The sequence below is a fragment of the Sphingomonas sp. genome (assembly GCF_003248515.1).
Taxonomy (GTDB): Bacteria; Pseudomonadota; Alphaproteobacteria; order Sphingomonadales; family Sphingomonadaceae; genus Sphingomonas_I.
Genome location: NZ_QFOB01000015.1, coordinates 51,756 through 65,939, shown reverse-complemented (window position 1 = coordinate 65,939; position 14,184 = coordinate 51,756). Strand labels below are relative to the sequence as shown.

General features: G+C 67.3%; 9 protein-coding genes and 1 tRNA gene. 9 read left to right on the top strand and 1 reads right to left on the bottom strand.

Annotation, left to right across the window (positions count from 1 at the left end):
- The first annotated feature begins 141 nt into the window (after positions 1 to 141).
- Positions 142 to 1,329 (top strand): hypothetical protein, encoded by a 1,188-nt coding sequence (locus DI605_RS18840; RefSeq protein ID WP_293976880.1) that lies wholly within the window; start codon positions 142 to 144, stop codon positions 1,327 to 1,329.
- A 73-nt stretch (positions 1,330 to 1,402) separates the two neighbouring features.
- Here DI605_RS18840 and DI605_RS18835 read toward each other — a convergent pair whose 3' ends face one another.
- Positions 1,403 to 3,043 carry a ribonuclease J gene (locus tag DI605_RS18835; protein ID WP_293976878.1) on the bottom strand — a complete coding sequence of 547 codons (1,641 nt, stop codon included), beginning with the start codon at positions 3,041 to 3,043 and terminating at the stop codon, positions 1,403 to 1,405.
- A gap of 735 nt (positions 3,044 to 3,778) precedes the next feature.
- Between DI605_RS18835 and miaB the strand changes: the two genes are divergently transcribed.
- The 8 genes from miaB to wrbA all read left to right on the top strand — a co-directional run bounded on the left by miaB (position 3,779) and on the right by wrbA (position 14,058).
- Positions 3,779 to 5,113 carry a tRNA (N6-isopentenyl adenosine(37)-C2)-methylthiotransferase MiaB gene (gene miaB, locus DI605_RS18830; RefSeq protein WP_293976909.1) on the top strand — a complete coding sequence of 445 codons (1,335 nt, stop codon included), beginning with the start codon at positions 3,779 to 3,781 and terminating at the stop codon, positions 5,111 to 5,113.
- A 189-nt stretch (positions 5,114 to 5,302) separates the two neighbouring features.
- A complete protein-coding gene (locus tag DI605_RS18825) occupies positions 5,303 to 6,067 on the top strand; it encodes a hypothetical protein (RefSeq protein ID WP_293976876.1) in 765 nt (254 codons plus the stop codon).
- Positions 5,976 to 7,580, top strand: coding sequence for a DNA polymerase Y family protein (locus tag DI605_RS18820; protein WP_367120073.1), 1,605 nt, complete (start codon positions 5,976 to 5,978; stop codon positions 7,578 to 7,580). Before DI605_RS18825 ends, DI605_RS18820 begins: the two co-directional genes overlap by 92 nt.
- 144 nt (positions 7,581 to 7,724) lie before the next feature.
- Positions 7,725 to 11,273 (top strand): error-prone DNA polymerase, encoded by a 3,549-nt coding sequence (locus DI605_RS18815; protein WP_293976874.1) that lies wholly within the window; start codon positions 7,725 to 7,727, stop codon positions 11,271 to 11,273.
- 74 nt (positions 11,274 to 11,347) lie between these two features.
- Positions 11,348 to 12,892 carry a diguanylate cyclase gene (locus tag DI605_RS18810; protein WP_293976872.1) on the top strand — a complete coding sequence of 515 codons (1,545 nt, stop codon included), beginning with the start codon at positions 11,348 to 11,350 and terminating at the stop codon, positions 12,890 to 12,892.
- Between the two features lie 32 nt (positions 12,893 to 12,924).
- Positions 12,925 to 13,001: transfer RNA gene (locus tag DI605_RS18805), tRNA-Pro, on the top strand.
- Between the two features lie 176 nt (positions 13,002 to 13,177).
- Positions 13,178 to 13,348: a hypothetical protein gene (locus DI605_RS18800; RefSeq protein ID WP_293976870.1), complete on the top strand. Its 171-nt coding sequence runs from the start codon at positions 13,178 to 13,180 to the stop codon at positions 13,346 to 13,348.
- A gap of 110 nt (positions 13,349 to 13,458) precedes the next feature.
- On the top strand, positions 13,459 to 14,058 hold the full coding sequence (wrbA, locus tag DI605_RS18795; protein ID WP_293976868.1) for an NAD(P)H:quinone oxidoreductase: 600 nt from the start codon (positions 13,459 to 13,461) through the stop codon (positions 14,056 to 14,058).
- The last annotated feature ends 126 nt before the right edge of the window (positions 14,059 to 14,184 follow it).

The following is a 14,184-nucleotide window of genomic DNA, read 5'->3' as shown; positions in this document are numbered from 1 at the left end:
GGAAGCGCCCCGAATGCGGTTCGTCTCCGCTGAGGTGGCACCGGCCGGGCGGCGCCTTTTTTGCCGGGCCACAAGCGCGCACATGCTTTGCGCGCGGCGCGGTTCGCCCTAAACACTGGCCCGGATGAGAGGAATTCGCCCATGACTCTGGCCGCGCTGGTCGCGGCCTTCGATGTCGAGGCCGGATCTCCGCGCGCGGTGCTTCCGCTCGCGGGCGCCACCTTGCTCGAACACCAGATACGCAGGCTCGCCACCGCCGGCGCCGAACGCCCGATCCTTCTGGTGGAGCAGATGACGCCGGCGCTCGCCGCGCCGCTCGCCCGGCTTCGCGCGGACGGGATCGCCGTGAAGGTGGCGACCAATATCGCCGCCGCCGCCGATCTGCTCGCCGCCGAGCCACGCGTGCTGATCCTGGCCGATGCCTGCCTGCCGGATCGCGCGCTGATCGATCGCATCGCCACTGCGAGCGTGCCGAGCATCGCGGTGGTGGACGATACGCCCGAAAATGGCGCGTTCGAACGCGTCGACGCGCAGCATCGCTGGGCGGGCATCGCCCTGCTCTGCGGTCGCCGCATCGCGGAAGTGGCGCAGATGGTGGGCGATTGGGATCCCATTTCCACGATGCTGCGCAGCGCCGTGCAGGAGAGCGCCGGCCGGCTGGAAGCGGGTCGCGACATACCCGTGCTGGCCGGATCCAGCGCTTCCCTGCGCGCGGCTGAGGCACGCCTCGTCGCCGCCTCGCGCGAGGCGGGGCGCGGCTGGAGCGATCGTTTCCTGGAAGCGCCGATCACGGAGGCGCTGCTGCCGCAGCTCTTCGCGCGCAGCATCCAGCCTTCATTGCCGTCCCTGCTTTCGGGCCTGTTCGCGATCGGCGGGGGGCTGGCGGCGCTTGCCGGCTATCGCTGGTTCGCGCTCGTGCCGCTGCTGCTGGCGGGGCCGCTCGGGCGGATGGGCCAGCGGCTCGCGCTGATCCAGGCAAGGCGGCTGCCGGGCGCCGCTGCGCTGGCGACGGTGCGGCTGGCGGGACGCGGCCTTGCCGCCGCCGGGCTCGGCTGGTGGCTGATGCGCGGCAGCGGCCAATGGGGCTGGCTGCTCGTCGCGGCGCTGCTGCTGGCGCTGATGGGCGGCATGGCCCCGGCACGGCGCATCGCCGCCTGGCTGGGCGGCGGCGACGATCCCGAATGGCTCGCCACGCCGACGGCGCTCGGCTGGGTGATCCTGCCCTTCGGCCTGGCGGGCGCCTGGGCCTCGGGCTTCGCCGCGATCACGCTCTATGCGGGCGTGTCGTTCGTCTGGATGCTGCTGCGGGCACTGAAGCTGGCGCGGTAAAAGCCTCGCCCTCAGCCGGGCTGGTAGCGAACAGGCATGAGCGGCTCCCTCGAGCGAGGGGAGCCGCACGGGATCACAGGCGTATGAACGAAACGTCCACGATCGGCTTCTTGCCCGTCCACTCCGTGGCCTTGCGACGTACGGCAAGACGCACCGCCTCCCGCAGCTTGGCTTCGTCCTTGCCGGTGCCCGCCAGTGCCTTTTCCGCCGCCTCGGCCGCTTCTGCGAGGAAATCGGCGCGATCCTCCTCCACCGGCACGCCCTGCACGCTGATCGCGGGCCGCCCCTTGAGCCGCCCGGCCTGATCCACCGCCAACGCCACCGCGATCACGCCGTTGACGGAGATCCTGCGGCGCTCGTTCATCGTCGTGCCGTCCGCCGGCAGGATCACGTCCCCGTCGAGGATCAGGCGGCCGGTGCGTTCGATGCCGATCTTCCTGGGGCCATCGGGCGCGAGCCGGATCACGTCGCCATTCATCTGCACGATCGAACTGGGCACGCCCAGGCTGTCCGCCAGCCGGGCCTGTTCCGCCATGTGGCGCATCTCGCCATGGACGGGCAGCACGATTTCCGGGCGGATCCAGCGATACATCAATTCCAGTTCCGGTCGCCCCGGATGGCCGGACACATGGACATGGGCCTGCCGGTCCGTGACCATGATGATTTCCTTGGCGGCCAGCGCATTCTGGATGCGGCCAATCGCCATTTCGTTGCCGGGAATCTGCTTGGACGAAAAGACGACCGTATCGCCCTTCGAAAGCTTCAGCTGGTGGCTGTCGAAGGCGATGCGGGCGAGCGCGGCGCGCGATTCACCCTGCCCGCCTGTCGCGATGATCATCACGTCACGCGGGGGCAGCCGCATCGCCGCATCGAAATCGATGACCGGCGGAAAATCCTCGAGATAGCCGACGCTCTTGGCCACCTTCAGGATGCGATCGAGCGAGCGGCCGGCCACGCAGAGCTGGCGATCCGTATCGCGCGCGACCTGGCCCAGCGTCTGCAGCCGCGCCGCATTGGAGGCGAAGGTGGTGACGAGCACGCGGCCCCTGGCCTCGCGGATCACCGCATCCAGCCCTTCGCGCACCGCCGCCTCGGATCCGCTGGCGGATTCGTTGAAGACGTTGGTGCTGTCGCACACGAGCGCGAGCACGCCCCTGTCGCCCACCGCCGTCAGTTCCTCGGCGGTGGCGGGCGTGCCGAGCAGGGGCTCGTCATCCAGCTTCCAGTCGCCGGTGTGGAAGATGCGGCCATGGGGCGTATCGATCACCAGCGCGTTGCCCTCCGGAATCGAATGGGCGAGCGGCATGTAGGTGAATTTGAACGGCCCGAGATCGAAGCTCGAATCGCGCGGAATGATGTTGAGCTTCACCTGCTTGGTGATGCCCTCTTCGTCCAGCTTGCCCTTGATGAGGCCGGCGGTGAAGGGCGTGGCATAAAGCGGCACGCCCAGATCGGCCGCCAGATAGGGGATCGCGCCGATATGATCCTCATGCCCGTGCGTCAGCACGATGCCGAGCAGATCCTTGGCGTTTTTCTCGATGAATTCGAGATCGGGGAGGACAAGATCGATGCCGGGATAGGCCGGGTCGGCAAAGGTGAGGCCGAGATCGACCATGACCCATTTGCCCTGGGTGCCATAGAGATTCACGTTCATCCCGATCTCCCCCGAGCCGCCGAGCGCGAGGAAGAGGAGTTCGTTTCCAGGCTTTGTCATGAAATTCCGTCGATGGTGCGCCGCCGTTCGCGGCGCCGGAGGGGCCGGAGCGGCCGTGATGTACGATCGTCCATGTAGAGGCTTCATCCCCCGGGGCAAGCCCGCGTGACACTTGTTTTCCTTCCCTATGCGTCAGAATGCTCACGCCTTAAGCCGAAGATACCCGATAACGGATTGCAAAGGCACCGCCGGGATGACCGCCCTCCCGGCATTCCATGATTTTTCCCGGAATTCCGACATTATCGGGAACCTTTTAATCCCGCGACGGTTGTTGGCGCACTACGTGCACCATGCAGCTTACCATCCCACAAGAGCGCGCTTTTGCTTGATGGTTCCAGCTATAGTCACCCTGACGTATAGGTTAATTGGCCGGTAACCAGAATCTAGCGTTGTTCGCAAGTGCAGCGTGACTTGTGTCCGTCGCATGTCGAAAGCGTAAAATCGCAAGATTTTGGGGAATTCGATAAATCTCTACTTGCGCAGGATCGGAAGCGGGTCTAGTCGCATCCAACCTCGGGAGCGCGGCGCCCATGAGGAAGCGAGAATCGGCCCCCATCAGGATGGCCGCCGCTAGGAGAGGATGCCGCTAAGACAACGAGGGTGTAGCCCGGCTGCGGCCGCGCCGGGCTACTTTCCCTGCTCTCCGCACATCGATCCGCATCCGGGTCCGCCCTACGCTTCGCTGCGGCAATGGATCGCCTTTCGCCGGATGGCCCGAACCGCTACAGGCGCGCGATGATTCCGAAGACAACCCGCCCTCTTCCCAAGACGTTCAGCGTCAAGTCGTTCGGCTGCCAGATGAACGCCTATGATGGCGCGCGCATGGCCGAGCTGCTGGAGGCGCAGGGTCTCGTGGCGGCGGATGCGGGCGAGGCCGATCTCGTTCTGCTCAACACCTGCCACATTCGCGAGAAGGCCGCCGAGAAGGTCTATTCGGATATCGGCCGCCTGACGAAACGCGGCAGCCGGGCGGGCGGCGACAAGCCGATGATCGCGATCGCCGGCTGCGTCGCGCAGGCCGAGGGCGCCGAGATTACGCGCCGCGCGCCCGCCGTGGATCTGGTGGTCGGGCCGCAGGCCTATCATCGCCTGCCCGAGCTGATCGCCCGCGCCGCATCCGGCGCGCCAGCGCTGGATACGGACATGCCCGCCGCCTCCAAGTTCGATGCCCTGCCCAAGAGGCGGCGGCAGGGGCCGGGTGCTTTCCTCACCGTGCAGGAAGGCTGCGACAAATTCTGCACCTATTGCGTCGTGCCCTATACGCGCGGGGCGGAGATTTCGCGGCCCTGGGCGCAGGTGGTGGACGAGGCGAAAGCGCTGGTGGACGCTGGCGCGCGCGAGATCACGCTGCTCGGCCAGAACGTCAACGCCTGGGAGCATGAAGGCCGCGGGCTCCACCATCTGATCGAGGAACTGGCGAGGCTGCCCGATCTCGCCCGCATCCGTTACACGACCAGCCATCCCAACGACATGGCGGACGGGCTGATCGCCGCGCATCGCGACATCGAGAAATTGATGCCTTTCCTTCACCTGCCGGTGCAGGCGGGCAGCGATCGCATCCTGAAAGCGATGAACCGCAGCCATGACGTGGCAAGCTATCTGAAGCTGATCGATCGCGTGCGCGCCGCCCGGCCGGACATCGCCATTTCCGGCGATTTCATCGTGGGCTTTCCCGGTGAGACGGACGCGGATTTCGAAGAAACGCTGGCCGCCGTTCGCGCGATCGGCCACGCCCAGGCCTTCTCGTTCAAATATAGCCCGCGCCCCGGCACGCCCGCCGCGACGATGGGCGATGCCGTGCCTGCGGCGGTGATGGACGAGCGGCTCCAGCGGCTTCAGGCGCTGATCGCCGAACAGCAATATGCGTTCAACCGGGCGACGCTGGGCAAGACCTGCGCCGTGCTGATCGAACGCGATGGCAAGCTGCCCGGCCAGCGGCTCGGCAAATCGCCCTGGCTGCAATCCGTGCTGATCGAGGGCGGCGCGATCGGCGATCTGGTGGATGTGGAGATCGTGCAGGCCGGGCCGAACAGCCTGCAGGGCGAGACCAGGATTCTGGCGGCGGCATAGCCTCCTCTGCCCTCATGCCGGCGCGGGCTGGCATCCATGCCTGTTGCGATGCGCGATCCCGCCGATGGCGGAAGGCGTGCGAAACGGCGCACGACATCGAACGACGAAAAGCCATGCCCCCTGCCTGCGCCGGAGCGACGGCAGCGGTTGACTCTGCTCGCACACAATAAGAACATAACAGGAACATGTATGCGCGAGTCGTATCCCCTTCCGCCCGATCCGGGCCGGCAATATTCCACCCTGCCGCAGGTGGCGGACGCCCCCGCGCGCTTTGGGCTCGGGGCGGGCGCGCTGGATGCGGTGCTGGGGGGTGGGCTGGAACGCGGCCGCCTTCACGAAATGCATGCGGCGGCCGAGGCGGATCTGCCGAGCATGGCGGGCTTCGCACTGATGCTGGCGCTGCGCGCCGGCGGGCGGAACGGGAATATCATCTGGCTGAGCGAGGCGAAGCGGGATCGGGGCCTGCTGCATGGGCCGGGCATTCTCGAACTGGGGGCGGATCCGGCACGCTTGCTGTTCGTGACGGTGCCGGACGAAAAGGCGCTGCTCCGGGCGGCGGCGGATGTGGTGCGCTCCCCGGCGGCGGGAACGGCGGTGATCGCCCCCGGCCCACGCCCACGCCTGCTGGATCTCACCGCGACACGGCGGCTGATGCTCTTCGCCGAACGATCCGGTGTCACGGTGCTGTTGCTCCGGGGGATCGGCGCGGAGGCCCCCTCCGCCGCCGCGACGCGCTGGCGCATCGCCGCCGCGCCCTCGAAGCCGCTGGAGGCGGACGCGCCGGGCGCGCCAGCCTTCACGGTGGATCTGCTCCGCAGACGTGGCGGCGCGCCCTCGCCCGGCTGGCGGCTGGAGTGGGATCGTGACGCCGCCGCCTTCGCCCCTCATGTCGGGATCACGCCGCTATCTGGCGATCTGGCTGCCGATGCTGGCGGCCGACGCCTGGCGGGCTAGCCACCCCATCCCTTCACGCAACGGCAAAGGCGAAGCGACGCGCATCGCCTTTATCGAAACCCAGGCCAATGCGACGCGCCTCACCGCGCTCACCCGCGAGGCGATGATAGCCGGTCTCACGACGGGCCTCACGCTGGCGGATGCCCGCGCGCGCAGCCCCGGCCTCATCGCCATCCCGCGCGATCATGGGGCCGAGGCCCGCCTGCTCGCCCGCGCGGCCGATGCCTGCCGCGCCTATAGCCCGGTCGTCGCGCCCGAGCCGCCGGACGGCATCACGCTCGACATCGCCGGCTGCGTGCATCCCTATGGCGGAGAGGCGGGGCTGCTGGCAGATCTGGCCGCGCGATTGCGCCGGCACGGCCTCACGCTGCGCACGGGGCTGGGCGACACGCCGGAGGCGGCGCGCGCCCGTGCCCGGTTCGGCGATCGCCCCGAGGCTGATCTGCTCGCGCTGCCCGTGGAAGCACTGGAGGCCCCGCCCGAAACCACGCTCGCGCTGCGGCGCGCGGGGCTGAAGCGGATCGTGGATCTCGCCTGTCGCCCGCGCCGGATGCTTGCGGCGCGCTTCGGGGATCTTGCGCTTACCCTTTCCCGCCTGCTGGGCGAGGAGGATCGTCGCATCAGCGCCGATCGGCCGCCGGATCCCGTTTTCGCGCTCCGCCGCTTCGCCGAGCCGATCGGCCGCGTCGAGGATGGGCTTGCCTGCCTGCAGGAATTGCTGGACGAGACCGCCACGGCCCTGCTGGAGCGGCATGAAGGCGGCCGCCGCTTCGTCGCGCGCTTCTTCCGCAGCGATGGCGCGGCGCCCGGCCTCGCGGTGGAAACCGGGCGGCCGGTGCGCGATCCCGCCATCGTCATGCGCCTCTTCCGCGAGCGGCTGGAGGCGCTTTCCGATCCGATCGATCCCGGCTTCGGCTTCGATTGCATCCGGCTGGACGTGATGCGGACCGAGCCGCTCGCGCCCGCGCAGGACGGATTCGACGGAAAAGAGCGCGGCGCCGAACCGCTGGCGGAGCTGGTCGATCGTCTCGTCGCGCGTCTCGGCGCGGATCATATCATCCGCCTCGCCCCGCTCGACAGCCACATTCCCGAATGTGCGACGGCGAGCGTGGCACCGATGACCGGGGCGCACTGGCCCGCGCCCTCGCCCGAGGATCCTCCTCTCCGTCCGCTGCGCCTGTTCGATCCGCCCCAGCCGATCGAGGTGACCTATGGTTTGCCCGAGGGGCCGCCGCGCCGCTTCGTGTGGCAGAAGCGCGCCCACGAAGTGGCGCGCTGGGAAGGGCCGGAGAGGATCGCCGCCGAATGGTGGCGCAGGCGGATCGATCCCGATCTGTGGAGGCGCCGTGACGAAGCGGGCCATCCCCTGCCGCTGCCCGCCGGCGCGGGCGGGCTGACGCGCGATTATTATCGGGTGGAAGACGCAGCCGGCCACCGCTTCTGGCTGTTCCGCCACGGCCTGCAGGGCGAGACGAACAAGCCCGACTGGTATGTCCACGGGCTGTTCGCATGATGCGTCGGACCGCCATTCCCGCCCCGCGATCCGGGCCGCTTCCAGCGCGTCAAGAGGCGAATGCCGGGCGCGCGCCGGGCGCCTTTTCCGCTGCGGGCGCGACACGCTCCATCCCGGCTGGGAGCAGAGGGTGCAGGATGTGAGATGGGTTCGGCTCCCCCGTCATTCGTCGAGCTCGTCTCGGCCAGCAACTTCTCCTTCCTCCACGGCGCTAGCCACGGCAGTGATCTCGTGGGGGCTGCCCTCGATCTCGGTTATCCGGGTCTCGGCATCGCCGATCGCAACACGGTCGCCGGCGTCGTCCGTCCGTGGAAATGGCTGAAGGACGCACGGGAAAATGCGATGAGGGCGGGCCTGACGCTCCCGCCCTTCAAGCTCGCCACCGGCGCACGGCTGGTCTTCACGGACGGCACGCCGGATATCGTCGCCTATCCGGAGGACCGGGGCGGCTGGGGCCGGCTGTGCCGCCTGCTTTCCAGCGGGAATCTCCGGTCGAACAAGGGGGATTGCGTCCTCGGGATCGATGATCTTCTCGCCTTTGCGGAGGGGCTTTTGCTGATCGTGCTGCCGAAGAGCAGCCGCCGCGAGGGCGAGGGCGTGACACGGAAGACGCCGACGATCCTGCCGGGGAATGAGGCAGAGCCTTCCGCCTCATCCCCCCTCCCCCTCGCCATTCCGGCAAGAGCGGGGCCCCGCCCAGCATCGGTACAACCGACCTCCCACCTTCATGGGAATGACGGTGAGGAGGGGAGCAACATCATCGCCTTTCCCGCCCGCCCGCCGGCGGGGCTCGAGGAGGAAAGCGCCCCGCCGCCGCCAGGCGGGAGCGGAATATTGGAGCATAGTCTCAGGATTCTTCACGCGGCCTGCCCGGATCGGGTCTGGCTGGCTTTGCCTGCCACGACATCCGGCACCGACCAGCGCCACCGCGCGCGCCTGCTCGGGATCGCGCGCGCTGTGCAAGTGCCCCCGCTCGCCACCACGGAAGCGCTTCACGCCAGGCGCGAGGATCGCCCGCTGCAGGACGTGCTCACCTGCATCCGCCTGGGGCTGACGATCCGGGATGCCGGGCGGCAGCTGGAGGCCAATGCCGAACGCCACCTGAAATCGGCAGCCGAAATGGCCGAAATCTATCGCGACTGCCCACAGGCCCTTACCGAAACGCTGCGCCTGCTGGATCGCATCGGCTTCGATCTCGAACATCTTCAATATGAATATCCGCACGAGCCGGTGCCGGAAGGCTGGGAGCCCCTCGCCTGGCTGCGCCACCTCGTCGACGCGGCCGCGTCCCGCCACTGGCGAGACGGCGTGCCGCCAGATGTCCAGAAGATGCTGGAGGAGGAATTCACGCTCATCGGCAGCCGCCCGGACCTGCCTTATTATTTCCTGACCGTGCATGATGTGGTGCGGTTCGCGCGCACCCGCGAACCGCCAATCCTGTGCCAGGGGCGAGGATCGGCCGCCAATTCGATGGTCTGCTACCTGCTCGACATCACCTCGGTCGATCCCGCGAAGCACGAACTGCTCTTCTCGCGCTTCATGTCGGCCGACCGCCAGGAACCGCCCGACATCGATGTCGACTTCGAGCATGAGCGGCGCGAGGAAGTGATGCAATATATCTACAAGCGCTACGGCCGGCATCGGGCGGGCATCGTCGCGACCGTGATCCATTATCGTTCGCGCTCGGCCGTGCGCGAGGTGGGCAAGGCGCTGGGCCTCACCGACGATGTCACCTCACGGCTCGTGAGCACGGTCTGGGGCAGCTATTCCAGCCAGATGGAAGAAGAGCGGTTCCACGAAACCGGCTTCCGCCTCGACAATCCCGAGATCGCCCGGCTCAATCATTTCGTCGGCCTTCTGCTGGACGCGCCCTTTCCGCGACACCTCTCCCAGCATGTCGGCGGCTATGTCCTCTCGCAGGGCCGGCTCGACGAGATCGTGCCCATTCATCATGCCGCGATGGAGGATCGCACCTTCATCGAATGGGACAAGGACGACATCGACGCGCTGAAGCTGATGAAGGTGGATATCCTCGCGCTCGGCATGCTCACCTGCATCCGCAAGGCCTTCGATCTGATCCGCGATCATGACGGCACGGATTATGATCTGAAGACGATCCCCGGCGAGCAGGAAGACGTCTATGACATGCTCTGCAAGGGCGACAGCATCGGCATCTTCCAGGTGGAAAGCCGCGCGCAGATGAACATGCTGCCGCGCCTGAAACCGCGCAAACTCTACGATCTTGTCATCCAGGTGGCGATCGTGCGACCCGGCCCCATCCAGGGCAATATGGTCCACCCCTATCTGCGCCGCCGGCAGGAAATCGAGGCGGTCGACTATCCCGCGCCAGCACCGCCGCATCCCCGCGACGAACTGAAGACGCTGCTCGGCAAGACGCTGGGCGTGCCCCTCTTTCAGGAACAGGCGATGAAGCTCGCCATCACGGCGGCCGAATTCACTTCGGCCGAGGCGAACAAATTCCGCCGCGCAATGGCCACCTTCCGCAACGTGGGCACCATGCCGGAATTCGAGGACAAGATGGTCGGCGGCATGATGAAGCGGGGTTATTCGGAGGAATTCGCGCAACGCTGCTTCAATCAGATCAAGGGCTTCGGCAGCTATGGCTTTCCCGAAAGCCATGCGCAGAGCTTCGCGATCCTCGTCTATGCCTCCGCCTATCTGAAATGCCGCCACCCGGCCGCCTTCTGCGCGGCCCTGCTCAATTCGCAGCCGATGGGCTTCTATGCCCCGGCCCAGATCGTGCGCGACGCGCGCGAGCATAATGTGGAGGTGCGCCCGATCGACGTGACGGCGAGCGGCTGGGACAACCGGCTGGAATTTGGCGCGAAGGGGCCGGCGGTGCGGCTGGGCCTGCGCCAGATCGATGGCTTTCGGGAGGAATGGGCGGAGGCGGTGGAGGCAGTTGCCGGCCCTTCCCCACCCCTTGCCGGAGGAAAGGATTTTCTCGAACGCCTCGCGCGCCGCATCCCCGCCCGCGCCCTGCGCCTGCTCGCCGACGCGGACGCCTTCCGCTCACTCGATCTGGGCCGCCGCGATGCCCTGTGGGAGGCGCGCCGCACACCATCCGATGCGTTGCCGCTCTTCGCCGCCGCCGATGCGCGCGAACTGGCGACGGAGGCGGAGGCCGCACTACCCGCCATGCCGCTCTCCGAAGAGGTCGCCGCCGATTATCAGGTGACGCGCCTCTCGCTGAAAGATCATCCGATGACCTTCCTGCGCGGGCTCTTCCGCGCCGAAGGCATCCGCAGCGCCGCCGAAATTTCCGCTTTGCCCGATGGGCGGCCCGCCCGCATGGTCGGAATTGTCCTCGTCCGCCAGCGCCCGGGCGAGGGCAAGGCGATCTTCGTCACGCTGGAGGACGAGACGGGCGTCACCAACGTCCTCCTCTGGGCGGCGGACTTCGAGAAATATCGCGCGCCCGTCATGGCATCGCGCCTGATGGAGGTACGAGGCATCGTCCAGAAGAGCGAGGAAGGCGTGGTGCACCTGATGACCACCGCCGTCATCGATCGGACGGCCGAGCTTGATCGCCTCTCCGCCGATCATCAGGCGCGCCAGCCCCTGAGCCGGGCGGACGAATTCGCCCATCCCCAGCATCCGCGTTCCAGGGTGCCGCGCGGCCGCCATCCCCGCAACGTGCGGGTTCTGCCTCCGTCACGCGATTTTCATTGAAAAAGTACGGCCCACCGGCATCGGAAAGGGGCCTATCGTGGTGAATTCTTAACCTGAATCAGCTATGACGAGCCATGGTTAACGATAGCGTAGAAGCCGAGCGTCTCGCCACGCTGGCCAGCCTGGAAATACTCGATACGCCGCCCGAGCGCGAGTTTGACGAGATCGTGGCCCTCGCGCGCGAACTGATCGGCGCGGAAACGGCGCTCATCTCGCTCGTCGACGATCATCGCCAGTGGTTCAAGGCGCGGGAAGGCCTCGATGCCGCGCAGACGCCGCGTGAATATGCCTTCTGCGCGCACGCCATCGCGCAGGAGGATATCTTCCTGATCCCCGATGCCACGCGCGATCATCGCTTCGCCACCAATCCGCTCGTCACCGGCGGCCCCGCCATCCGCTTCTATGCGGGCATGCCGATCAGCGCGAAGCATCCCGCGGGCGAGGAGCGCCTGCCCATCGGCACGCTCTGCGTGCTCGGCCCCGAGCCGCGCGATCTGGCCACGGCCGAGCGGCGCACGCTGCGCTCGCTCGCGCGGATCGCCGAGGCGCTGATCGATGCGCGCGCGGCGGCCATCGGCGCCACCCGGCTCGCCGCCCAATATCAGGCCGCGCTCGAACGGCTCAATCGTTCGCATCGCCTGTTCCGCCAGGCCGAACGCATGGCCAATATCGGCAGCTGGCGGCTGAATCTGGACGATGACACGCTCATCTGGTCCGAACAGACCTATGCGATCCACGGCCGCTCGCCGGAGGATATGCCGTCGCTCACGGATGCGCTCGCCCATTATCCGCTGGCATCGCGCGCGGTGCTGGATGTGGCGGTCAAGCGGACGATGGCATCGGGCGAGCCTTTCGACATCGAATCCGATTTCATCACCGCGCAAGGGCAGGAACGCCGCGTCCGCAGCATGGGCGAACTGGAAATGCGCGACGGCGAGCCGATCGCGCTGGTCGGAGTCTTCCAGGACGTGACCGAACGGCACCGCATGGAGCAGGCGCTGCGCAACATCGCGGAAACGGACGAGTTGACCCGCATCGCCAGCCGCAGCCATTTCAACGCGACGATCGATGCCCGGATCGCCACCGCGCGGGAAACCGGATCGCCGCTCGCGCTGCTGCTGATCGACCTCGATCATTTCAAGGAGGTCAATGATCGCTGCGGACATGCCGCAGGCGATGATCTGCTGCGCCTCATGGCCAAGCGCCTGCGTGCCCCCTATCTGGAAACCAGCTTCGCCGCGCGCCTTGGCGGCGACGAATTCGTAATGGTCATCACCTCCCCCGATGTGCTGGCCGATCTGCCCGCCTTGCTGCGCCGCATGCTTGCGGATCTGCGCCACACGGTCACGCGCAACGGCCTTGCCATCCGGGTTTCGGCTACGATCGGCGCGGCCTGGCTGAGGGAGGGGATCGAAACGCGCGGCGAGCTTCTCCAGTGCGCCGACGAGGCCCTCTATGACGCCAAGGAGCAGCAGCGCGGCGCGGCGATCATCGCCGGGCGGGACGAACTGGTCCATCCCCCCCGCCGCAACCAGCATCCCCGTGGGTATCAGCCCCACGGAGCAACGCGCCCGATTGCACCCGCACCAGCCGATAACAGCGCGCGACGCTTGCGCTAACCCCGCCCAGCCCATAAGGCACCCGCCGACCTCGGGGAGTGGCGCAGCCTGGTAGCGCATCTGGTTTGGGACCAGAGGGTCGCAGGTTCGAATCCTGTCTCCCCGACCATCTATTTCAATGACTTGCCGATACCAGGCGCCGGCGTATGAGCGTGCGGCCAGCCGTGGTGGATCGCAATCCCGCCATCATAAGGCCGCTCTGTCCGCGATCGTCGGAACGGCCTATCCTGCCGATATGGCCGGGCGAGTCGCCAGACGCCGGCACAAGCGGAGAGGAGAATCGCGATGATCGGCGCGAAGGATGCTGCCTATCTGCGAAGACGGGCGGACGAGGAACGCAAGATGGCCGAGGCCGCCGCTGGTGGCCCGGCCCGGCTGGCACATGGCAAGCTGGCCGAGCTTTTCGATCGCGAGGCAGATGAACAGGGCGATCCCGCCCTCCATCTGACTGAATGACCACGGCGCCGCGCTTTTCTATTTTCTCGAACGATCTGCTCGATCTTATCGGGCTCGCGCGGTAAGATCCGGCATGCCATTCGGGCTTCCGATCACTCGGGAGCATGACGATGGCGAAGGTTCTGGTTCTTTATTATTCCTCGTACGGCCATATCGAGACGATGGCCGGCGCGGTCGCGGAAGGCGCGCGTTCGGCCGGTGCCACCGTGGACATCAAGCGCGTCCCCGAGACGGTGCCGGAAGAGATCGCCAGGGGCGCCCATTTCAAGCTGGAGCAGGCAGCCCCGATCGCGACCGTCGCGGATCTCGAACATTATGACGCGATCGTCGTCGGCGCGCCGACGCGCTTCGGCCGGATGCCGAGCCAGCTGGCCGCCTTCCTGGATCAGGCCGGCGGCCTGTGGGCGCGCGGCGCGCTGAACGGCAAGGTCGGCGCGGCCTTCACCTCCACCGCCACCCAGCATGGCGGGCAGGAAGTGACGCTCTTCTCGATCATCACCAACCTGCTGCACTTCGGCCTGACGATCGTGGGCCTGCCCTACAGCCATCAGGGCCAGATGACGCTGGATGAGATCGTCGGCGGATCGCCTTATGGCGCGACGACGATCGCGGGCGGCGACGGATCGCGCCAGCCGAGCGCGCTGGATCTGGAAGGCGCCCGCCACCAGGGCCAGAAGGTCGCGGAGGTCGCCATCAAGCTGTTCGGCTGAGGCCGGAAGCGGCTTTTCCGAAAAAAGGCGTGGACCGAAAGGCCCACGCCTTTTTTCGTCTCCCATCGCGATCGCGCGCGAAGGGCCGGATGTGGAGCGCCCTTCGCCGATTTTCCGGAAAGCTCA